The organism is Streptomyces sp. SGAir0957 (assembly GCF_043523415.1).
Genome location: NZ_CP027293.1, coordinates 7136908 through 7158672 on the forward strand (window position 1 = coordinate 7136908; position 21765 = coordinate 7158672).

Sequence of the window (21765 nt, forward strand, 5' to 3'; positions counted from 1 at the left end):
GAAGTCGGAGGCCGCACGCCAGCGCACCGCCAGAGTCGCAGGCGCGGCCCCGGTGGGAAAGGGACGACGTCGCCATGGCAGACCACCAGGAAGCATCCGTCACGCTGCCGAGCACTGCCGCCTCGGTCTCCGCTGCCCGCCGGTACGTGAGTACCGTGCTCGCGGAATGGGGCCTGCCGGGGGACACCGACGCGGCCGACACGGTGCGCCTGATCGTCTCGGAGCTTGCGACCAACGCCGTGCAGCACACGCTGGGCCAGTCGCCCACGTTCACCATCGACGTGGAGCTCGAACGCGACGAGCAGCTGCGGATCGGCGTCACCGACAGCCACCCGCGCTACCCCAAACGCCTGCCCGCCGCCGTCGCGCAGGACAACGGGCGCGGCATGGTGATCGTCCGCAGCCTCACCGCGGAGTGCGGAGGCCGCCTGTCGGTCGCGCCCACGGCGGAGGGCGGCAAGACCGTGTGGATCTCCCTGCCGTGGATCACCGGGCTCAAGGGCAGCGCGTCCCGCCCCAGCACCGCGTGCTGAACGCGGCGCGGCCGGTCACCCCTGTGCGTCCGCGTCCCGGTCATCCCTGTGCGTCCGCGTGGGGACGTGCCCGGCGCCTGGCCCGCCCCCACGACTGTCACTTCTGAGCGCGCTCAGCGCACCCGGCCGTACCAGACGCTCTTCGTCCAGATCTTCTGGAGCCGCACCACGTCACCGGTCTTCGGCGAGTGCCAGATGCGTCCCTTCCCGGCATAGATGCCGACGTGGTAGACGCTCCGGCCCGAGTGGAAGAAGACCAGGTCACCTGTCTTGCGGTGGGACGCGGAGACATGGCGGGTCTTGTTGTACTGCTGGCCCGCGGTGCGGGGCAGCTTCTTGCCCGCCCGCTTGAACGAGTAGAGCGTGAGCCCCGAGCAGTCGAACCGGTGCGGGCCCGACGCCCCCCACTTGTACGGCGCACCCTTCTTGGAGGCCGCGACCTTCAGAGCCTTGGTCGAGGCCGTGGCCGCCGATGCCTCGGACGCGGTGCCGGGGACCATCAGCCCCGCACCCGCGACCGCCAACGTGAGGGCCGACGCGGTGCCGGCCCGGGTCAGCAGCGACGGAACACGATTGAGCGCAGTCATGCGCAACCCTTCGTCTGCCGCCTGTGAAGGATGACCTGTCGGGTTCGGGCAGGCGAAGATGCCCGGCCGCGTGCGCGGCTTCACCCCAAGGGCCGATCGGACACCACCTTCGTCAAGGTGGGCCGGTGGCCCGTCGTGCCTGGGTCCTCCACTCCTGCCGATGCACTTCTGTCGACCTGGCATCCGCGCGGCGGCAGGACTCGGCGTCCGCGCGGACCGCCCCGCCGCGGCGGCGGGGGCTTGTCGTCGAAGGGATCTTCACGCACATGTGGGGTGGAATCCGAGTTGAACCGGCGGTAAGTGAGGCTCCTCACGCTTGACCCGTTCAGGTGGACACTGCGCCTTTCGAGTCCCGGCAGCGACCCTCGACCACGCGCGCACCAGGCACGGAAGGCCGGATTCCGGAGTTCGCGTACCACCGGAGCGCAACTCGGGCCGCCTCGTCGACGTACGCATATCTAGGCTGTTCGGCGGTCCACCATCTGGACCGTTTCGGCCCTGACGCAGACGGTTCGTGTCGGAAGTGACCGAAGGTGACCGTAACCGGGCGAGGTTGGCCGTGAACGGCCTCTGGTCGATCGCATCTGACCTTCGGTCGACCGTCAGCGACCGCCCGCCGACCTCAAGCGACCTCCCGCCGACCGCGAGCGGCCTCAGGCGACTGTTTCCGGCGGCAAAGTGACGCGCCGGGTGCGCCTCTCCCCGTCGAGGACGCGCAGAGCCCGCTCCAGGGTTGCGGCGTGCACCTCGCTCTCACCCCGCCGGTGCATCAGTTCCAGCGCGTCGCGCAGCTCCGTCGCGCGGCTCACCAGCGCCTGCGCCGCACGCAGCCCCCGGTACGTGTCCTCGCCGCGCGCCGGATTGACGCGCGCGAGCAGGTCGACCACCGCCAGATAGCTGTCGACGAGCGCGCACTCGGCGCGGGTCAGCGCGGGCAGCGGCGGAAGTTCGGGCGGATACATACGGCGCGTCACCGCCCGGCCGGAGCGCCGGGCGCACCCTTGCGGCCTTGTACGACCCGGTCCACCAGGCCGTACTCCACCGCCTGCCGCGCGTCGAGCACGGTGTCCCGCTCGATGTCCCGGCTGATCCGCTCCTTCTCCTGCCCGGTGTGGCGCGCGAGCAACTCCTCCAGCCGTTCGCGCGTCCGGACCATCTCGCGGGCCTGGATCTCCAGATCGGAGGGCTGGCCCTGCGCCGGCTCGGGGAGCGCGGGCTGGTCGAGCACCAGGCGTGCTCCCGGCAGCATCGACCGCTTGCCCGGCGTCCCGGCCGCGAGCAGTACGGCGGCGACGGACGCCGCCTGCCCGAGGCACACCGTCTCCACCTCGCAACTGACGTACCGCATCGTGTCGTAGACCGCCGTCATCGCGCTGAACGAGCCGCCGGGGGAGTTGATGTACAGCGAGATGTCCCGGTCGGGCGCCGCGTACTCAAGGTGCATGAACTGGGCCATCACGTCGTTGGCCGACGTGTCGTCTACGGGTGTCCCGAGAAACACGATGCGCTCCTCGAGCAGCTTCGCGTACGGGTCGAGCGTGCGCTGTCCCGACGTGGTGCGCTCCGTGAACTCGGGCAGGACATGGCGGCCGGACGGACGGGTCATGGTGCTCGCGCCTCCTGTGCTCAGCGTCCTGTAAAAAATGTACAGGACGTACGTCACGTACGATGGGGAGCATGGCCTACGAGATTCCGGTGACGCAAGCCCGGGCCGAACTCGCGGATCTGATCAACCGCGTGGTGTACGGCGCCGAACGCGTCGTGGTCACCCGGCACGGCAAGCCCCTCGTCGCTCTCGTCTCCGCCGCTGACCTGGAGCGACTCGAAGCCCTCGGAGACGCGCCGGCCGAGCCCGCGGAGGAGTCGATGATCAGCTCCGTCTCCCGTGTCGGCTCGACCTCGTCCGCTCCGGGCGAACGGCAGCGGTTCGGCATCGCGGCGGAGCACCGGGGACCGGAGGTCCGGTAGGCGGGCGCGCTGGTGCGAGGAAGCCGCGTACGGCCTCTCCGTACGCGGAGCCGCCGCGCATGAAGAGGCCGTACGCGGAGCCGCCGCGCGTGAAGAGGTCGTACACGGGGGCGCCCCGCACGAAGAGGCCGTACGCGGGGACGCCGCGCACAATGAAGCCGTGTACAGAGAAGCCGCGCACGTAAAAGCCGCGCACCCCCGTCCGCTACAGCGGGGATGCACGGCCGATCGGTGACCGGGGGCCGGTGTCGCTCAGCCCACCGGAAGCGGGGTTCGCGCCGACCCGGTCGTGCGCGCGGGCGCCTTGGTGGTCGGCCGCCCGCGACGCGCCCCGAGCAGTACGGCCGTCAGGCCGAGCAGCGCCCACACGGTGAGCGTCAGCGCGGGCGCGGCGGCCCGCGCCCCGTCGAAGTAGGCGACCGAGCGCAGCAGCGTTCCGCCCGCCCCCGGCGGCAGCAACTGGCCGAGCAGCCCGACCGGTTCGGGCAGCAGCTCCGGCGCGGAGGCCACGCCGGAGAACGGGTTGCCGAGCAGCACCATCAGCAGCGCGCCCACGCCGATGCCCGCCGGTCCGAACAGCGCCGCGCACCCGGCCACCGTCGCCCCCACCGCGAGCGACGACAGGCCGAACACCCCGGCCTCCGCCCACCAGTTCCCGGTCACGACGCCGAGCCAGCTGTGCGCGATCGCGGCCGCCGCGACGCCCACCACCGCGGCGGCCGCGAGCAGCGCGCCGGCCGCCCGCACCCCGCGCAGGCGCAGCAGCGTCACGACCGAACCGCCCGCTACCCCGGCGATCGCCAGCGGCAGCACGCTCGAACTCAGCGCCGCGCCGCGCGGATCGGCCGCGGGGGCCGGTACGACGTCGACCTCTGTCACCTGCGCGCCCTCGGGCGCCTGTGCCGTCACCGCCTGCCGCAGCAACTGCGCGACGACCGGGCTCGCTGCGGAGGCGGTCAGGAGCCTGGGCCCGTCCGGCGCGGCCACGACCGCTCCGTATACGACCCGGCCCTCGATCGCCGCGCGGGCGGCGGCCTCGTCCGCGTAGTGACGCACCTCGAACGCTCCGTCCTGGGCGCGCAGCTGCCGGTCCAGAGGCGCGGTCGCGGCGGCGGGTCCCGCGACGCCGAGCGGGAGGTCCCGCGGCGCGGTCCGAGCGGCGGGCCAGGCGAACGCCCAGAGGGCCAGCGCGGCGAGAAGCGGAACGAGCAGCACCACAGCGATCACCTTGCGGCCGTGGGCCGGGGGAGCGGGCGCTGGAGCCCGGGTGGCGGTGGGGTCGGACGAGGGCGAGAGAGGAGGAGGGGAGGGCATCAGGTCTCCAGCGGTGAGCGTGAGCGGGGGCGCTGCGGCCCGGCTCGCTTGAGAGAATGAGCGTTCGTTTTACGTCGCGCCCTCACTGTCCCGAGGTGAGGCGAGCTTGTCAAGAAGGAATGTTCGTTTTACGTTGGCGACCATGGCCCGTGTATCGCAAGAGCACCTCGACGCCCGCCGCCGCCAGATCATGGACGGCGCCGCCCTCTGCTTCGCCCGCAACGGCTTCCATGCCACGTCGATGCAGGACGTCCTGAAGGAGGTGGACCTCTCGGCGGGCGCGGTCTACCGCTACTTCCGCGGCAAGGACGAGCTGATCCACGCCATCGTGACGGAGGTGCTCGACTACGTACGGTCCGGCTTCGAGGCGGCGGCGGGTCTGCAGAGCCCGCCCCCGCCGCCGTACGAGCTGGTCGGCATCGTCATGGGGGAGGTGCTCCGGGAGCGGCCGGGGCTGCGGGTCGACGGCGCGTCGTACTTCCCGCGCCTCGTGGTCCAGGTGTGGACGGAGACGCTGCGCAACGAGGAGCTCGCCGCGCTGATCCGGGACGGCTTCGAGCGGGTCCGTGCCATCTGGGTGACGATCGTGCGGGGGTACCAGGACGCCGGGATGATGCGTGCCGACGCCGATCCGGACGCGGTGGCGCGCACGATGATGTCCGCGGCGCAGGGTTTTCTCACCCAGCAGGCGCTGTTCGGTGAGGTGCCGGTCGAGACGCTGCAGATCGGGTTGCGGGGTCTGATGAGTATGGGTGAGGTCAGCTGACGGCAATGGCGCGGTCAAGCGACGGTTAACCTCGTTGAAACTCCGCCCAACTAGCCTGCACCGCACGCCACCAGGGGTTTTGGTAACCAGGGTGCGCAAGATCATGCGCGCTACATGTGTGTTACATCTATACCCGTCGCGGTGGCCGCGGCAGCCGGGCCCCGCACGGCCCAGGCGGAGACTGTGAGGTGGGACGCGTGCAACTGACCCCGCACGAGCAGGAGAGACTGCTCATCCATGTGGCCGCCGACGTGGCCGGCAAACGCCGGGCCCGGGGTCTGCGGCTCAACCACCCCGAGGCCGTCGCCCTGATCACCTCGCACGTCCTGGAGGGGGCCCGCGACGGCCGCACCGTCGCCGAACTGATGTCCTCCGGGCGCACCTTGCTCACCCGCGACGACGTCATGGAGGGCATCCCCGAGATGATCCACGACGTCCAGGTGGAGGCGACCTTCCCGGACGGCACGAAGCTCGTCACCGTCCACGAGCCGATCGTCTGAACGGGGACCCGCGACCGTGATCCCCGGAGAGATCCTCTTCGCCGACGAGCCCGTCGCCTTCAACGAGGGCCGCGACGTCATACGTATGACGGTGCTCAACGCCGCGGACCGGCCCATCCAGGTCGGCTCCCACTACCACTTCGCCGAGGCCAACCCCGGCCTCGAACTCGACCGTGCCGCGGCCCGCGGCCGTCGCCTCGACATCCCGGCCGGAACGGCCGTCCGCTTCGAGCCCGGCATCCCCGTCGAGGTCGGACTCGTACCGCTCGCGGGCGCCCGCACCGTCCCCGGCCTGCGCGGCGAGACCGGAGGACCCCTCGATGCCTGAGCTCTCCCGCGCCGCCTACGCCGACCTGTTCGGCCCCACCACGGGCGACCGCGTCCGCCTCGCCGACACCGATCTGCTCGTCGAGATCGAGGAGGATCGCTCCGGCGGACCCGGCCGCTCCGGGGACGAGGCCGTCTTCGGCGGCGGCAAGGTCATCCGCGAGTCCATGGGCCAATCGCGCGCCACGCGCGCGGAGGGCACCCCGGACACGGTCATCACCGGCGCCCTGATCATCGACCACTGGGGCATCGTCAAGGCCGACATCGGCATCCGTGACGGCCGGATCGCGGCCATCGGCAAGTCCGGCAACCCCGACACCATGGACGGCGTCCACCCCGACCTCGTGATCGGACCCGAGACGGAGATCATCGCGGGCAACGGCAAGATCGTCACCGCGGGCGGCATCGACACCCACATCCACTTCATCTCGCCGACCATCGTCGACGAGGCCCTCGCCTCCGGCGTCACGACCCTCATCGGCGGTGGTACGGGCCCTGCCGAGGGGTCCAAGGCGACCACCATCACGCCCGGCTCCTGGCACCTCACCCGGATGTTCGAGGCCATGGAGCACAGCCCCGTCAACATCGGGTTCCTCGGCAAGGGCAACACGATGTCGAAGGAGTCCATGCGCGACCAGTTGCGCGCCGGCGTCCTCGGCTTCAAGATCCACGAGGACTGGGGCGCGACCCCGGCCGTGATCTCCGCCTGCCTCGACGTCTGCGAGGAGTCCGGCGCGCAACTCGCCGTCCACTCCGACACGTTGAACGAAGCCGGATTCGTCCAGGACACCTTCGACGCCGTCGGCGGCCGCACCCTGCACGCCTTCCACGTCGAGGGCGCGGGCGGCGGGCACGCGCCCGACATGATCACCGCCGTGTCGCTGCCCAACATGCTGCCCAGCTCCACCAATCCGACCCGGCCGCACACCGTCAACACCGTCGAGGAACACCTCGACATGCTGATGGTCTGCCACCACCTCAACCCGGCGGTCCCCGAGGACCTGGCCTTCGCCGAGTCCCGCATCCGGCCCACCACCATCGCGGCCGAGGACATCCTGCACGACCTGGGCGCCATCTCGATCATGTCCTCGGACTCCCAGGCCATGGGCCGCGTCGGCGAGGTCATCATGCGGACCTGGCAGACCGCCCACGTCATGAAGCGCCGCCGCGGCTCCCTCCCCGGCGACACCCGCGCCGACAACGAGCGCGCCCGCCGCTACGTCGCCAAATACACGATCAACGCGGCGATCGCCCAGGGCATCGAGCACGAGGTCGGCTCCGTCGAACCCGGCAAACTGGCCGACCTGGTGCTCTGGGACCCGAAATTCTTCGGCGTCAAACCGCAGCTCGTCGTCAAGGGTGGACAGATCGCCTACGCGCAGATGGGCGACGCGAACGCCTCCATCCCTACGCCGCAACCGGTGCTGCCGCGCCGGATGTTCGGCGCGCACGGCAAGGCGCCCGCGGCCAACTCCGTGAACTTCACCAGCGAGTGGGCCCTCGAGGACGGACTCCCGGAACGGCTCGGTCTGGGACGAACGTTCGTTCCGATCCTCTCGACCCGCGGCCGCACCAAGGCGGACATGCGCAACAACGACGCCTTGCCGCGTGTCGAGGTCGCCCCCGACTCGTTCGCCGTGACCATCGACGGCGAACTCGTCGAACCCGCCCCCGCCGTCGAACTACCGCTCGCGCAGCGGTACTTCCTCTTCTGACCCCCTTGAGCCGCCCCATGAGTACGTCATGACGCGCGCGACCCTGCTCGTCCTGGCCGACGGCCGCTTCCCCGCCGGAGGGCACGCCCACTCCGGCGGGGCGGAGGCCGCGGTCAAGGCGGGCCGCGTCCGCGACGCGGCGAGCCTGGAGGAGTTCTGCCGGGGCCGCCTGCACACCAGCGGCGCCGTGACGGCCGCCCTCGCGGCCGCCGCAGCGCTCGGCATCGACCCCGTTGCCCTCGACGCGGCCGCCGACGCCCGCACTCCGTCGGCGGCCCTGCGCGTCGCTGCCCGCAAGCTCGGCCGACAGCTGCTGCGAGCCGCCCGGGCGACATGGCCCGCCCCCGAACTGGACGCCCTTGCGGCGCGTTTCCCGAAAGGAGCCCACCAGCCCGTCGTCCTCGGCCTCACCGCCCGCGCCGCCGGACTCGGCCCAGAGGACGCGGCGTACTGCTCCGCCTACGAGGCCGTCAGCGGGCCCGCGACCGCCGTTGTGCGGCTGCTTAGCCTCGACCCGTTCGACGCGACCCGCGCACTGGCGCGACTCGCGCCCGAACTGGACCAGGTGGTGGACGCCTCCGTGGAGGCGGCGAGAAGCGCCCTCACGGACGGCCTGGACGCGCTCCCCGCGGGGTCGGCGCCATTGCTGGAGATCGGGGCGGAGGAGCATGCGGGGTGGCCGGTACGACTGTTCGCGTCGTGAGCGCGGGGGTGTCCGGGGGCTTTCGTCCGGGAGGGCGTTGTGGCGCTGCGGGGCTTCCGGCTCGGGGTCTCCCCGACCACGGGCCTCCCCGCCCTCGTACGCCGGTGCTGCTCGCGCCCTGGGCCCGGTTCGCCCACCAGCCCAGTCCGCCGGTTTCTCCGTCCCCCGTCCCTCGTTCGCCGATCCGCCGATCCGCCGATCCGCCGATCCGCCGATCCGCCGATCCGCCGATCCGCCGACCCGGAGTCGATGACCATGCCGGCTGCTCCCGCCCGCTCCCGCGGCGCTCGCCGCCCACGCCCCGCCGGCGCCGGCGGGGCGCCAGCGTCGGCCCGAGGCCATCGCTCTCGCCCTGAGCCCCGCTCACCCACCCGCCCCCGGCCCGTCCACCTCCCTCCCCGCCCACGACCCCGGAGCCGCAGTCATGCACCTCGATCACTCCCACTCCCACGACGGCCCCGCCGCACTCTCCGCCGACGCGCACCGGCCCGACGGCACGCGTCGGGCCCTGCGTATCGGCCTCGGCGGGCCCGTCGGGTCCGGGAAGACCGCCACCGTCGCCGCGCTCTGCCGTGCCCTGCGCGACGAGCTGTCCCTCGCCGTCGTCACGAACGACATCTACACGCGGGAGGATGCCGAATTCCTGCTGCGTGAGGCCGTGCTGCCGCCCGAACGGATCACCGCCGTGGAGACCGGGGCCTGCCCGCACACCGCGATCCGCGACGACATCTCCGCGAACCTGGAAGCCGTCGAGGACCTGGAGGACGACCTCGCCCAGGGCGGCGGGGCGCTCGATCTCGTCCTTGTCGAGTCCGGCGGCGACAACCTCACCGCGACCTTTTCCAAGGGCCTGGTCGACGCCCAGATCTTCGTCATCGACGTCGCGGGCGGCGACGACATTCCGCGCAAGGGCGGCCCCGGCGTCACGACCGCCGATCTGCTCGTCATCAACAAGACCGACCTGGCGCCCTACGTGGGCTCCGATCTGGCCCGCATGGCCGCCGACGCCAAGGCGGCGCGTGCCGAACTCCCCGTTGTGCTCCAGTCCCTGCGCTCGGAGAACGGCGTGGCGGATGTCGCGGCGTGGGTGCGGGCGCAGTACGCCGCATGGACGGCGTAAGCGTGCACGGCCACGCGCGCGTGCGCGTCCGTTCCACCGCCCGCCTTGTCGCGCGCGGCGAGGGAAAGCCCCGGGACGGAAAGCCCCGCGACGGAGGGCCCCGCGATGGAGGGCCCCGCGACGGAGGACCCGGCGACGCACGGGGCGGCACCGCCCTCCCCGTGATGGAGGGCGAAGGTTCGTTCGCCTTGCGTCGTGTCCGGGGCGCCACCCCCGGCGAGGCCCGCGTCATGCTCGTAGGCGCCATGAGCGGCCCCCTGGGCGGTGACCACCTCACCGTCGAGGCCCGCGCCGAACAAGGCGCCCACCTGCACATCGGCTCGGTCGCCGCCACCATCGCCCTGCCCGGCCAGGCCAGGGGCGAGGCCCGCTACGACGTACGGCTCACCGTCGCCGACGGCGCCCGCATCGACTGGCTGCCCGAGCAGCTGATCTCGGCGAACGGCAGCGACCTGCGCGTCACCACGCGCGTGGAGCTGGCCGCGGACGCCCGTCTCGTGCTGCGCGAGGAGCAGGTTCTGGGCCGCGTGGGCGAGCAGCCGGGCCGTCTCACCAGCCGCCTGACGCTCCACCGCGCGGGGCGCCCGCTGCTCGACCAGGAGCTCGCCTGCGGCCCCGGCGCCCCGGGCGGCTGGGACGGCCCCGCGGTCCTGGCGGGCCATCGCGCCCTGGGCCAGCTCGTCGTCGTACGGCCGGAGTTCGCGACGGACCCGCCGCCCGCAGCCGTCCTCGACCAGGATGGCACCGCCGCGCTCACCCCGCTCGCGGGCCCCGCCATCCTGGTCACCGCCGTCGCCCCGGACGCGCTGCGCCTGCGCCGCACTCTGGACGCCGCGCTCGCCCGGTGGGCCTGACCGCTTAGCGGGATGGTCATACCGTTTATCGGATTGGTAAAGAACGTCCGTCTTCTCTGTTGTCAGGGACCCCACACACGACAGGATCCGCGTACCGATCGGCAACACGATCGAGCTAACGATCGTATCGATGTGCGGGAGGCCTCACTTGAGACGGACTCGACAGACGGGTCGCGGCAGCCGGAACGTGGTGATCGGCTCCGCGGGCGCGTTCGCCGCCGTGGCGCTGATAGCGGGGGCGGTCGCCGCTCCCGCCAACGCCGAGCAGCAGCGTTCGACCGGCGGTCACAGCCAGGCCCGTGAGGCGGTGGGTGCCGCCGTCGCCGCCGCCAAGGCCGCCAAGAAGGGCATCGACTGGCAGGACTGCCCCGCCGACTGGGGCTTCGCCAAGCCGATCCAGTGCGGCTGGGTCACCGTGCCGCTCGACTACGCCAAGCCGAACGGCAAGCAGATCAAGCTCGCTGTCGACCGCATCGGCAACACGGGCACCAAGAGCGAGCGTCAGGGCTCCCTCATCTACAACCCGGGCGGCCCCGGCGGCTCCGGCCTGCGCTTCCCCACGCGCGTGACGACCAAGAACCCGATCTACGCCAAGGCGGCGAAGGCGTACGACTTCGTCGGCTTCGACCCGCGCGGCGTGGGCCACTCGACGCCGATCTCCTGCATCGACCCGCAGGAGTTCGTCAAGGCGCCCAAGGACGACCCGGTCCCGGACAGCGAGGCGGACAAGCGCGCCCAGCGCAAGCTCGCCAAGGAGTACGCGGACGGCTGCTACGAGCGCAGCGGCGAGATGCTGCCGCACATGACGACGCCGAACACCGCGCGCGACCTCGATGTCATCCGCGCCGCCCTGGGCGACAAGAAGATCAACTACCTGGGCGTCTCCTACGGCACCTACCTGGGCGCCGTCTACGGCACGCTCTTCCCGGGCCACGTCCGCCGCATGATCGTCGACAGCGTCGTCAACCCGGCGAAGGACAACATCTGGTACCAGGCCAACCTGAACCAGGACATCGCCTTCGAGGGCCGCTGGAAGGACTGGCAGGACTGGGTCGCCAAGAACGACGCCACCTTCCACCTCGGCGACTCGCGCGCCAAGGTGCAGCAGCAGTGGCTGAAGCTGCGCGCCGAGGCGAAGAAGAGCCCGCTGGGCGGGGTCGTCGGCCCGGCCGAGCTGATCGGCTTCTTCCAGAGCGCGCCCTACTACGACTCGTCCTGGGTGCCGGTCGCCCAGACGTGGAGCAAGTACGTCGCCGGTGACAAGCAGGCACTGATCGACGCCATCGCGCCCGACCTGTCGGACACCGCGGGCAATGCCGCCTCGGAGAACAGCAACGCGGTCTACACGGCCGTCGAGTGCGCCGACGCCAAGTGGCCCACCAGCTGGCAGAAGTGGGACCGGGACAACACGCGGCTCCACCAGGACAACCCGTTCATGACCTGGGCCAACGCGTGGATGAACCTGCCTTGCGCCACCTGGAGGACGAAGCAGCAGACGCCGATCGACGTCAAGACCGGCAAGGGCCTGCCGTCGGTCCTGATCGTGCAGTCCGAGCGCGACGCCGCCACCCCGTACGAGGGCGCCGTCGAGCTGCACAAGCGCTTCAAGGGCTCGCGTCTCATCACCGAGAAGGGCGCGGGCTCGCACGGTGTCACCGGTCTGACCAACCCCTGCATCAACGACCGGGTCGACACCTACCTGCTCACCGGCAAGACCGACAGCAAGGACGTGACGTGCGCCCCGCACGCCACCCCGAAGCCGTGACGTCCGCCTGAGCACACACAGCACCACGGGCCCGGCCCCCGCCACCACGGCGGGGGCCGGGCCTTCTTCACGCGGTCAGCGCTCGGCCGTCAGCCGTCAGCCGTCAGCCGTCAGCCGTCAGCCGTCAGCCGTCAGCCGTCAGCCGTCAGCCGTCAGCGGTGCGCGGCGAGCCACGCGTCCTCGGCCGCGTAGTCGAAGAGCCCGGTCCCGTAGCTCTCCACCATCTTCGGGAAACCGTCCACCCAGTCCTCCCGCCGCAACCGCTCGACAAGCCACTCCACGGTGGCAGGGAGCGCCTGCGCGTACGTCGTGCGGGGTCGGTACCCCAGCTCCCGCTCCGCGGCCGTCATGTCGAAGACGAACGGGTACGGCAGCGACCACGGAGTGTCCCCGACCGTCGGCGCCGGGGGCGCCCCTTCCACCAGGACCGTCTCCGTCTCCACCCCCATCAACGCATCGATCATGACGCCGATCTCGGCGACCGTCGGGCAGTCCGGGTCCGCGCCGTTGAGTACCCGCGAGCCCGGTCGCGCCGCCGCGAGCCGCACCAGCTCCGCCAGGTTCTCCGTACTCGCCGGGTGGAAGCGGCTCTGCCCGCCGTACGCGAGCACGCGCGCGTGGCGCCCGTCGAGGTTCCGCTTGACGAAGTACAGCTCGCGCGGCGTACGGCAGTGCGGTCCGTACACGGCGCCCGCCCGCACCAGCGTCGTCGGCAGTTTCTCGCCCAGGGCCAGCAGATCGCGCTCCAGGCGCACCTTGCGCGTCCCGTACGTCGCGTCGCCCGCCGCCACCGTCCGCCACGTCTCCGGCACCGGCACGGGGAAGCGCGGTTTGCCGTCCGGCTCCTCCTGCGTGTCGAAGCTGCGGCCCCGCTCGTCCTCGTAGACCGCGCCGCTGGAGAGCACGACCGCCGAGCCGATCCGGCCGGCGAGCGCCGCCAGCTGCCCGCCGTGCCCACGGGTGAACGCCACGATGTCGACGACCAGGTCGACTCCGTCACCGACCAGCTCCGCGAGCGCGGCGTCGTCGTCCCGGTCGAGCCGCACCGCGCGCACCTCGTCGGGCCAGGACGCGTCGCGGCCGCCGCCCCGCGAGGCCGCCGTCACCGCCCAGCCGTCGCGTGCGAGCGCCCGTACCGCAGGGCGCCCTGTCTGTCCCGCTCCACCGATCACCAAGGCCGTCTTCATGAGCGGACCGTACGGCGGGCCGCGCGCGGGGGACGAGGAAATCTGCTCAGCGCAGAGACCGGGCCGGGCAGCGGGGGAGCAGGGGTCAGCTGAGGGGCATTCTCGGGAACCTGCGCACGGTCGCCTCCTCGGCCTCCGCCTTCACGAGCGCCGCGTACTTGTCGACGTACTCCTGCCCGGACAGTTCGAGGATCGCGTACATGATCTCGTCGGTGACGGCGCGCAGGATGGCCTTCTCGCCATCCATGCCGGCATACCGGGAGAATTCGAGCGGCTTGCCGAAACGGATCGTCACCCGGCGCAGGTTCGGGATCTTCTGACCGGGCGGCTGCGCCTCGAACGTGCCGATCATCGCGCACGGCACCACCGGGACCTGCGCCTTCAGCGCCATCGCGGCGACGCCGACCTTGCCCTTGTAGAGCCGTCCGTCGTGCGAGCGCGTGCCCTCCGGGTAGATGCCGAGCAGCTCGCCGCGGCGCAGCACCCCGAGCCCCTCGCGGATCGCGGCCTGCCCCGCTTCCTTGCCGGAGCGGTCGACCGGGATCTGGCCCGCGCTGCGGAAGAACGCGGCAGTGAGGCGCCCCTTGATGCCGGGACCTGTGAAGTACTCGGCCTTCGCCAGGAACGTGATCCGCCGCTTGATGATCGCCGGCATGAGGAAGTGGTCGGAGAACGACAGATGATTGCCCGCGACGATCGCCGCTCCCGACTCCGGGATGTGCTCGAGCCCCTCGATCCGGGGCCGGAACATCAGCCGCAGCAGCGGCCCGAGGATCACGTACTTGAGCAGCCGGTAGAACATGCCGGTCGCCTCCCCCATGCGTAGTAGGACGGCAGCACGCGCGCGTGGTTGCCCACTCTGCCCGCGATCCGCGGCATCATGCGCTGCGCGAGGCCACCATCGCCACGGTGATGAGTCCGAGCACGACCCAGCCGAACCACAACCAGCCATTGCTGCCGAGCGCCACCGTGTAGGCGGTGACGGCCACCAGACCGCCGACGGTGAACACGCCCATCGTCTTCGTGGAACCGGGCATCAGGCACGCTCCTCCCGGCAGCCCGGACGGCGTACGCGCCGTGCGACGCCCGGACCGCGGCCAGAAGGCCATAGTCACCCGTGAGGGGGTGGTGGCGCTACTGTCCGCGCGCGTTCAGCGAGGCCAGGTAGGCGTTGTACGCGGCCAGCTCCTGATCGCCGTCCCGGTCCGCGGCGCGGTCCTTGCGGCGCGCCTGACGCTCCTCCGACTTCTTCCACTGGAAGAGCAGCGCGAGCAGCACCAGGACGGACGGCACCTCGCTGAACGCCCATGCGATACCGCCCGCCGCCACCTGGTCGGAGAGCGGATCGATGCCGAGCGAGGCGGGCGGGTCGTCGAACGTGCCGACCATCGCCGAGCTGGCCATCATCAGCGCGATGCCGAAGAAGGCGTGGAACGGCATGCCGGCGAACAGCTCCAGCATCCGCATCACATAGCCGGGCCGGTGCGGGCCGGGGTCCACGCCCATGATCGGCCAGAAGAAGACCAGGCCCACGGCCAGGAAGTGCACCATCATCGCGATGTGCCCGACCTTCGAGCCCATGAGGAAGTCGAAGAGCGGCGTGAAGTACAGCGCGTACAGGCTCGCGATGAACAGCGGGATGGTGAACGCGGGGTGCGTGACGATCCGCATGTAGCGGCTGTGCAGCAGCATGAGGAGCAGTTCGCGCGGGCCCTTGGAGCCGCGCTGCGCCGCGACCGGCAGCGCCCGCAGGGCAAGGGTGATCGGTGCGCCCAGGAGCAGCAGGATCGGCGACAGCATGCTGATGACCATGTGCTGCACCATGTGCACGCTGAACATGACCATGCCGTAGTCGTTGAGCTTGGTGCACATCATCAGACCGATGCTCAGGACGCCCGCGACGAACGCGACGGTCCGCGACACCTGCCAGGAGTCACCGCGCCGCTTGAGCCGGACGACGCCCACGGCGTACAGGGCGAGCGCCAGGAGGCAGCCGACGAGGAAGAAGGGGTCGGCCGACCAGCCCAGGCCGCGCCCCAGCGTGAACGGCGGCAGATCCGTCATCATGCCGTGCCCGCTGTGATCCATCCGCCGGCTCCTGTTGCTCGCGTTTCGTACGGATTGTGCGCCACCAGAGTAGAGCTGCCCCCGGCCGGGGTTTCGGCCGGGGGCAGCTCTGTCACGCGAGGAACCGAAAGTTCGTCCAGGTGGCTACAGGACGCAGTCCGCCTCGGCGTAGCGCTCCGCGGGCACGGTCTTCAGCGTCTCGACGGCCTCCGCGAGCGGCACCATGACGATGTCGGTGCCGCGCAATGCCGTCATCTTGCCGAACTCGCCCCGGTGCACGGCCTCCACTGCGTGCCAGCCGAACCGGGTCGCAAGGACGCGGTCGTACGCGGTCGGGGTGCCGCCGCGCTGCACATGGCCGAGGATCACCGGACGCGCCTCCTTGCCGAGACGCTGCTCCAGCTCGATGGAGAGCTGGCGCGCGATCCCGGCGAAGCGCTCATGGCCGTAGACGTCCTTGCCGCCCTCGTCGTACTCCATGGAGCCGGCCCGGGGCTTGGCGCCCTCGGCGACGACGACGATGGCGAACTTCTTGCCCGCCTCGAACCGCTCGCCGACCTTCTTGGTCAGCTCCGCGATGTCGAAGGGGCGCTCCGGCACGACCACCGCGTGCGCGCCCGCGGCCATGCCGGAGTGGAGCGCGATCCAGCCGGTGTGGCGCCCCATGACCTCCACGATCAGGACCCGCTGGTGCGACTCCGCGGTCGTCTTCAGCCGGTCGAGCGCCTCGGTGGCGACCCCGACGGCCGTGTCGAAACCGAAGGTCACGTCGGTGACAGCGATGTCGTTGTCGATCGTCTTGGGTACGCCCACGATCGGCAGACCGCCGTCGGAGAGCAGCCGGGCCGCCTTGAGCGTGCCCTCGCCGCCGATCGGGATGATCGCGTCAAGGCCGAGATCGGTGACGTGGCCCTTGGCACGCTCCACGCCGTCCCGCAGATGCGCGGGCTGCACCCGGGAGGAGCCCAGAATGGTGCCGCCGCGGGCGAGGATGCCGCCCACCGCGTCCAGGTCCAGCTTGCGGTAGTCGCATTCGAGCAGGCCCTTCCACCCGTCGTGGAAGCCGATGACCTCGTCGCCGTGGTCGACGACGGCACGGTGGACGACCGAACGGATCACGGCGTTCAGACCGGGACAGTCGCCGCCGGAGGTGAGGACACCAATACGCATAAGCCCGGAATACCTTTGCAAACGTGGGCCGATGACCGGACCACGCCGTCCGGCTGAATTCCGGCTACCTTATCCGCGCCCGTGTACTTCTCCGGTAGAGCCGTCCGCCAGGTGGACAGCCCCGCTCAGATGGGCGCGGAAGCGCCCTTTAGGGGTGCGGGAAACTGCGCGAGCGACCACGACGAACCGGCACGAGCGGGACATCCCGAGCGGGGCGGACTCCTAGGCGGGCTGAGCGGTAGCGGCAGCAATGCGCTCATTGCGGAGCGCTTCGTACCACTGGTCATCCACCGGAGGAAGCGCGTTGACGTCGAGCGCCAGCTTCAGCAGCAGATCGGCGATCAGCGGGTTCCGCGCAAGGACGGGTCCGTGCATATACGTACCGAACACCGTGTCGTTGAAGGCGCCCTCGGTGCCGTCACCCGTGCCGTTGCCCTTGCCGATCCGGGTGCGGGCGAACGGGCGCGCGGACGGGCCGAGGTGCGTGACGCCCTGGTGGTTCTCGAACCCGGTCAGCGGCGGAAGCCCCAGGTTCGGGTCGATGTCACCAAGGACGTCACCGACGCACCGCTCGCCCTCGCCGCGCGTGGAGACGACGTCGAGCAGGCCGAGACCCGGCTCGCGCTCACCGAGGTCGTTGATGAACTCGTGGCCGAGGATCTGGTACCCGGCGCACACGGAGAAGACGATCGCCCCGTTGCCCACCGCGCGCTGCAGACCGCCGTCGCGGCGCAGCCGCTCGGCCGCAAGGCGCTGCGGCCGGTCCTCGCCGCCGCCGATCAGGTAGATGTCGCCGGAGGTCGGCACCGGCTGGTCGCTGCGCACGTCGTACCGCTCGACCTGGAGGCGGCGCTGACGCGCGCGGCGCTCCACCACCAGGGCGTTGCCCTGGTCGCCGTAGGTGCTCAGCAGGTCGGGGTAGACCCACACCAGACGCAGGCTGTTGTCGCTCATGCTCATGATCCTTAGCTGGTCCTCGTCTGGTCCGGTCAGTTGCCCACGCGGCGGCGGACGTCCTGGAACGCCGTGTAGTTGGCGATGAGCTCGATCCGTCCGGGCGGGGACAGCTGCACCGCCTCGTCGAGCGTCTCGCAGACCCGGAACTCCAGGTTCGCGACCTCCAGGCGCACCGCGAGGTCGAGCTTGCGGTCACCGATCACGCAGATCGGGTGGCCGGCGAGGCGCGTGTAGTCGACGTCCCACAGCCAGGAGGTGTCGGTGCCGTCCGCCCCGCGCGCGTTGACCGACAGGATCACCGGGGTCGGCGGCGGGTCGATCAGAGTGAACGTTTCGAGCCAGCCCGCGGGGTTCTTCGCGAGCAGCAGCCGCAGGTCTCGGTTCTGGAACTGCACGACGTCGTAGCGACCGGCCACGGCCTGCACCTGGTACATGCGCTCCAGGGCGACCTGCGGCGGCACACCGAAGCAGGCGGCGACGGCGGCCGAGGACGCCGCGTTCGCCTTGTTGGCGCGGCCCGGCAGCTGGAGGTGGATCGGCCACGCGGAGCCGTGCGGGTCCAGGACGTAGTCACCCTGCAGCGCCCAGCTCGCGGTGGGGCGCCGGAAGCCGCACTCGCCGCAGAACCAGTCGTCGCCGGGGCGCTGCATCACGCCGCCGCACGCCGGGCAGGACCAGGCGTCGTCCTTCCACTCCTGGCCCGCCGCGACCCACACCACGTTCGGCGAGGAGGAGGCGGCCCACACCACGAGCGGGTCGTCCGCGTTGGCGATCACGATGGCCTTGGAGCCGGCCAGGCCCTCGCGCCACTTCTCGGCGAGCATGCGGGTCTCGGCGGCACGGTCGAGCTGGTCGCGCGAGAGGTTCAGCAGGGCGATCGCCTTGGGCGCGGTGTCGCGCGCGACGCCCGCCAGGTACTTCTCGTCGACCTCGATGACGCCGAACTTGGCATCCGAGCCGCCGGCGAGGGCGGAGGTGATACCGGCCGGCATGTTCGCGCCCAGCGCGTTCGACACGACCGGGCCGCTGGCCCGCAGCGCCTCGGCGATCAGTCGCGTGGTCGTCGTCTTGCCGTTCGTCGCGGAGACGAGCACCACGTCGAGATGCTGGGCGAGCCGTCCGAGCAGCTCGGGGTCGAACTTGAGCGCGACCTTGCCGCCGATCACCGATCCGCTGCCGCGGCCCGCCGCCCGTGACACCGCGGCCGCGGCCTTCCCGGCCGTCACGGCCAGCTTGGCCCGCGGAGTCATCGACTCCGAGTTGCCTGACATTCCTGGGTCCTCCTTGCGTACGGCGCCGCGCCTGCCCCGGGCATCGCTTTCCGGCCTCAGCCTATCGAGATCCTCTGACAAGCCCGAACTCCGGCACCACCGGCGGATCGGGGTGCCCTGCGGACCGTACCCTTACGGCCATGCGACACGGCTCGATCCAGGGCGCTTCCGGGCGCGTACGACCCCTCACGCTGCTCGGCGATCCCGTGCTGCACCAACCCTGCGCCAAGGTCACGGACTTCGGTCCCGGCCTCGCGCACCTCGTCGAGGACATGTTCGCCACCATGTACGCGGCCCAGGGCGTCGGCCTGGCCGCCAACCAGATCGGCGCATCCTCGCGGGTCTTCGTATACGACTGCGAGGACGACGACGATGTGCGGCACATCGGACATGTCGTCAACCCGCGCCTGGTCGAGGCCGACGGCGACGTGATCCGCGGCCCCGAGGGCTGTCTGTCGCTCCCGGGCCTCGAAGCGGGCACGCCGCGCTTCGACCACGCGCGCGTGGAGGGCTTCGACGCGACGGGCGCCCCTTTGGTGATTCACGGCACAGGTTGGTTCGCCCGGTGCCTCCAGCACGAGTGCGACCACCTGGAGGGCCGTACGTACACGGACCGGGTCACCGGCTGGCGCAGACGGCGGGTGCTGCGCAAGGCGGCGCGGGCGCCCTGGGCGCGGGACCGCTGAATCTGTCTGCTGCCTGCGGGCAGAGCCTCACCCGGGTGCAGGGCCTCGCCCGGGTTCAGAAGCCTCTCCCGGGCTCAAAGCTTCGCCCGGGCTCAGAGCGTCTCGCGGGCTCTCAGAAGCCGGGCCCGCCCACCTTGTCGCCCGCGGCGGCGAGGCGTCCCCAGAGGAGGTCGGCGAGGCCCTGCACCAATTCGGCGCGCGTGCACGGCCGTTCGCCGAGCCACCAGTCGCCGGCGGCGTGCATCATGCCGACGATCCCGTGGCCCCACACGCGGGCGAGCTGCTGACCGGCCGGGCCGAGGTCGACACGTTCCTCTATGACGTCGGCCAGCTCCTCGCCCATGCGGCGCAGGAGAGGCGCCGAGTGGCGGCCCACGTCGAACCCGGAGTCGCCGGGCGACCCCTCCGCCGGGTGCATCAGGAACCGGTAGACCTGAGGTCTGGCCTCGATCGCCGCAAGGTAGGTGTCCAGGGTCGCCTCCACGCGCTCACGGCGCTCCGCGGGCGCGTCGAGCGCGGCCCGCAAGGACGAGAGCAGCGCGTCCGTGTGGCGGGTGGCGAGAGCGGCGTACAGGCCGCCCTTGTCGCCGAAGTGCCGGTACAGGATCGGCTTGGTGATGCCGGCCTCGGCCGCGATCGCGTTCATCGAGGCGCCCGGACCGTCCCGGAGCACCACGCGGTCCGCCGCCTCGAGCAGCTCGCGCCGCCGGCGCTCCGCGGCGGACTGCTGCTCCGCGCGCTGATCGGTCCGCTGTGTGGTCTCCATGAGGTCTCCCCGCCCGTGCGATTGCTTGACGCACCGCGAAAGGTAACACCCGCGCCCAGACCGGTATCGAACGTGCGCTCGGAGGTTGACATGGTCTACTGGTCGGTAACAGACTCCTGTTACCGTAAGTAACATATGCAGTGTCCGCAGTCCTGGAGGGGTCATGGCCGAGTTCACGATGGATCTCAACGACGAGCAGAAGGAGGTCCGTGACTGGCTTCACGGCTTCGCCGCCGATGTGATCCGCCCCGCGGCCGCCGAGTGGGACGAGCGCGAGGAGACCCCCTGGCCGGTCATCCAGGAAGCGTCCAAGCTCGGAATCTACTCCCTCGACTTCTACGCCCAGCAGTTCTTCGACCCGTCCGGTCTCGGCATCCCGATGACCATGGAGGAGCTGTTCTGGGGCGACGCGGGCATCGCCCTGTCGATCGTCGGCACAGGCCTTGCCGCGGTGGGCGTCCTCGCCAACGGCACCGAGGAGCAGATCGGCACCTGGATCCCGCAGATGTACGGCGACGTGAACGACGTGAAGGTGGCCGCCTTCTGCTCCTCCGAGCCGGACGCGGGCTCCGACGTCGCCGCCATGCGCACCCGGGCCGTCTACGACGAGGCCAAGGACGAGTGGGTCCTCAACGGCACCAAGACGTGGGCGACCAACGGCGGCATCGCCAACGTCCATGTGGTCGTCGCCTCCATCGACCCCGAGCTCGGCTCCAAGGGCCACGCCTCCTTCATCGTCCCGCCGAACACGCCGGGCCTGTCCCAGGGGCAGAAGTTCAAGAAGCACGGCATCCGCGCCTCGCACACCGCCGAGGTCGTCCTGGAGAACGTCCGGGTGCCCGGCTCCTGTCTGCTCGGCGGCAAGGACAAGCTCGACGAGCGCCTCGCCCGCGCGCGTGAGAAGGCCAAGAAGGGCGGCGAGCGCGTGAAGAACGCCGCCATGGCGACCTTCGAGGCGTCGCGCCCGGCCGTCGGTGCCATGGCGGTCGGCACCGCCCGTGCCGCCTACGAGGAGGCGCTGGAGTACGCCAAGACGCGCGAGCAGTTCGGCCGCCCGATCATCGACAACCAGGGCGTCGCCTTCCAGCTGGCCGACATGCGGACGCAGATCGACGCCGCGCGGCTGCTGGTGTGGCGCGCCTCCTGGATGGGGACCACGGGCAAGAAGTTCGAGAACGCCGAGGGCTCCATGTCGAAGCTGTTCGCGAGCGAGACGGCCAAGAAGGTCACCGCCCAGGCGATCCAGATCCTCGGCGGCAATGGCTACACCCGCGAGTACCCCGTGGAGCGCATGCACCGCGACGCGGCGATCTACACGATCTTCGAAGGCACGAGCGAGATCCAGCGCCTGGTCATCGCCCGCACGCTGTCCGGCATGCCGATCCGCTAGGGCCAGAGGTTCTCTCGGGCGGGCCCGGCGGTGCGGTTGCGCCGAGCTCGCCGCGGTACGGGCTGTGCCGGGTCCGCGCGTGCGTCGTCGGTTGTCGTGTGGCTGTGCCGGGTCCACGC

At 71.2% G+C, this 21765-nt stretch carries 24 protein-coding genes and 1 riboswitch; of the genes, 12 read left to right on the forward strand and 12 right to left on the reverse strand.

Annotated elements, in window-relative coordinates:
- Positions 1-74 precede the first annotated feature (74 nt).
- Positions 75-533, forward strand: a complete 459-nt coding sequence (locus C1N81_RS37215; protein ID WP_394435786.1) for an ATP-binding protein — start codon at positions 75-77, stop codon at positions 531-533.
- A 113-nt stretch (positions 534-646) separates the two neighbouring features.
- Here the strand turns inward: C1N81_RS37215 and C1N81_RS37220 are convergent, their stop codons facing one another.
- The 3 genes from C1N81_RS37220 to C1N81_RS37230 form a co-directional block, all read right to left on the reverse strand.
- Entirely contained in the window at positions 647-1120 is a 474-nt protein-coding gene (locus C1N81_RS37220) for a C40 family peptidase (RefSeq protein ID WP_394435787.1), read from the reverse strand.
- Positions 1121-1123: 3 nt separating this feature from the next.
- A riboswitch (cyclic di-AMP (ydaO/yuaA leader) is annotated at positions 1124-1254 on the reverse strand.
- 519 nt (positions 1255-1773) lie between these two features.
- Entirely contained in the window at positions 1774-2082 is a 309-nt protein-coding gene (locus C1N81_RS37225) for a hypothetical protein (protein ID WP_394435788.1), read from the reverse strand.
- A gap of 8 nt (positions 2083-2090) precedes the next feature.
- Complete coding sequence (locus C1N81_RS37230; protein WP_394435789.1) at positions 2091-2726, reverse strand: ATP-dependent Clp protease proteolytic subunit; 636 nt, start codon at positions 2724-2726, stop codon at positions 2091-2093.
- 71 nt (positions 2727-2797) lie between these two features.
- Between C1N81_RS37230 and C1N81_RS37235 the strand changes: the two genes are divergently transcribed.
- A complete protein-coding gene (locus C1N81_RS37235) occupies positions 2798-3088 on the forward strand; it encodes a type II toxin-antitoxin system Phd/YefM family antitoxin (protein ID WP_394435790.1) in 291 nt (96 codons plus the stop codon).
- Positions 3089-3340: 252 nt separating this feature from the next.
- Here the strand turns inward: C1N81_RS37235 and C1N81_RS37240 are convergent, their stop codons facing one another.
- Complete coding sequence (locus C1N81_RS37240) at positions 3341-4315, reverse strand: ABC transporter permease (RefSeq protein ID WP_394438479.1); 975 nt, start codon at positions 4313-4315, stop codon at positions 3341-3343.
- Positions 4316-4544: 229 nt separating this feature from the next.
- Between C1N81_RS37240 and C1N81_RS37245 the strand changes: the two genes are divergently transcribed.
- The 8 genes from C1N81_RS37245 to C1N81_RS37280 all read left to right on the forward strand — a co-directional run bounded on the left by C1N81_RS37245 (position 4545) and on the right by C1N81_RS37280 (position 12152).
- A complete protein-coding gene (locus tag C1N81_RS37245; RefSeq protein WP_394435791.1) occupies positions 4545-5168 on the forward strand; it encodes a TetR/AcrR family transcriptional regulator in 624 nt (207 codons plus the stop codon).
- Positions 5169-5365: 197 nt separating this feature from the next.
- On the forward strand, positions 5366-5668 hold the full coding sequence (locus C1N81_RS37250) for an urease subunit gamma (RefSeq protein WP_394435792.1): 303 nt from the start codon (positions 5366-5368) through the stop codon (positions 5666-5668).
- Positions 5669-5684: 16 nt separating this feature from the next.
- Positions 5685-5996: an urease subunit beta gene (locus tag C1N81_RS37255; protein WP_394435793.1), complete on the forward strand. Its 312-nt coding sequence runs from the start codon at positions 5685-5687 to the stop codon at positions 5994-5996.
- Complete coding sequence (locus C1N81_RS37260) at positions 5989-7710, forward strand: urease subunit alpha (protein ID WP_394435794.1); 1722 nt, start codon at positions 5989-5991, stop codon at positions 7708-7710. The genes C1N81_RS37255 and C1N81_RS37260 overlap by 8 nt, the downstream gene beginning before the upstream one ends.
- Before the next feature lie 28 nt (positions 7711-7738).
- On the forward strand, positions 7739-8413 hold the full coding sequence (locus C1N81_RS37265; RefSeq protein ID WP_394435795.1) for an urease accessory protein UreF: 675 nt from the start codon (positions 7739-7741) through the stop codon (positions 8411-8413).
- Between the two features lie 424 nt (positions 8414-8837).
- The gene (gene ureG, locus C1N81_RS37270; protein WP_394435796.1) at positions 8838-9533 is read left to right on the forward strand and encodes an urease accessory protein UreG; all 696 of its coding nucleotides are present in this window, start codon (positions 8838-8840) and stop codon (positions 9531-9533) included.
- On the forward strand, positions 9521-10387 hold the full coding sequence (locus C1N81_RS37275; protein WP_394435797.1) for an urease accessory protein UreD: 867 nt from the start codon (positions 9521-9523) through the stop codon (positions 10385-10387). The genes ureG and C1N81_RS37275 overlap by 13 nt, the downstream gene beginning before the upstream one ends.
- Before the next feature lie 130 nt (positions 10388-10517).
- On the forward strand, positions 10518-12152 hold the full coding sequence (locus C1N81_RS37280; protein ID WP_394435798.1) for an alpha/beta hydrolase: 1635 nt from the start codon (positions 10518-10520) through the stop codon (positions 12150-12152).
- A 152-nt stretch (positions 12153-12304) separates the two neighbouring features.
- Here the strand turns inward: C1N81_RS37280 and C1N81_RS37285 are convergent, their stop codons facing one another.
- The 7 genes from C1N81_RS37285 to C1N81_RS37315 form a co-directional block, all read right to left on the reverse strand.
- A complete protein-coding gene (locus tag C1N81_RS37285) occupies positions 12305-13339 on the reverse strand; it encodes an NAD-dependent epimerase/dehydratase family protein (RefSeq protein WP_394435799.1) in 1035 nt (344 codons plus the stop codon).
- Between the two features lie 85 nt (positions 13340-13424).
- The gene (locus tag C1N81_RS37290; RefSeq protein WP_394438482.1) at positions 13425-14141 is read right to left on the reverse strand and encodes a lysophospholipid acyltransferase family protein; all 717 of its coding nucleotides are present in this window, start codon (positions 14139-14141) and stop codon (positions 13425-13427) included.
- Between the two features lie 76 nt (positions 14142-14217).
- Entirely contained in the window at positions 14218-14376 is a 159-nt protein-coding gene (locus C1N81_RS37295) for a hypothetical protein (protein WP_324768595.1), read from the reverse strand.
- Between the two features lie 97 nt (positions 14377-14473).
- On the reverse strand, positions 14474-15427 hold the full coding sequence (locus tag C1N81_RS37300; protein WP_394435800.1) for a cytochrome c oxidase assembly protein: 954 nt from the start codon (positions 15425-15427) through the stop codon (positions 14474-14476).
- A gap of 123 nt (positions 15428-15550) precedes the next feature.
- Positions 15551-16576: a 6-phosphofructokinase gene (locus tag C1N81_RS37305; protein WP_394435801.1), complete on the reverse strand. Its 1026-nt coding sequence runs from the start codon at positions 16574-16576 to the stop codon at positions 15551-15553.
- 222 nt (positions 16577-16798) lie between these two features.
- Positions 16799-17530, reverse strand: coding sequence for a type 1 glutamine amidotransferase (locus C1N81_RS37310; RefSeq protein ID WP_361063278.1), 732 nt, complete (start codon positions 17528-17530; stop codon positions 16799-16801).
- Positions 17531-17565: 35 nt separating this feature from the next.
- Positions 17566-18804, reverse strand: coding sequence for a MurT ligase domain-containing protein (locus C1N81_RS37315; protein WP_394435802.1), 1239 nt, complete (start codon positions 18802-18804; stop codon positions 17566-17568).
- A gap of 140 nt (positions 18805-18944) precedes the next feature.
- On the opposite strand from C1N81_RS37315, the gene def reads away from it, so the two are divergent.
- A complete protein-coding gene (gene def / locus C1N81_RS37320; RefSeq protein WP_394435803.1) occupies positions 18945-19490 on the forward strand; it encodes a peptide deformylase in 546 nt (181 codons plus the stop codon).
- A gap of 112 nt (positions 19491-19602) precedes the next feature.
- Here def and C1N81_RS37325 read toward each other — a convergent pair whose 3' ends face one another.
- A complete protein-coding gene (locus tag C1N81_RS37325) occupies positions 19603-20256 on the reverse strand; it encodes a TetR family transcriptional regulator (RefSeq protein WP_394435804.1) in 654 nt (217 codons plus the stop codon).
- A gap of 163 nt (positions 20257-20419) precedes the next feature.
- Here C1N81_RS37325 and C1N81_RS37330 point away from each other — a divergent pair, with 163 nt between their 5' ends.
- The gene (locus C1N81_RS37330; RefSeq protein ID WP_394435805.1) at positions 20420-21646 is read left to right on the forward strand and encodes an acyl-CoA dehydrogenase family protein; all 1227 of its coding nucleotides are present in this window, start codon (positions 20420-20422) and stop codon (positions 21644-21646) included.
- The last annotated feature ends 119 nt before the right edge of the window (positions 21647-21765 follow it).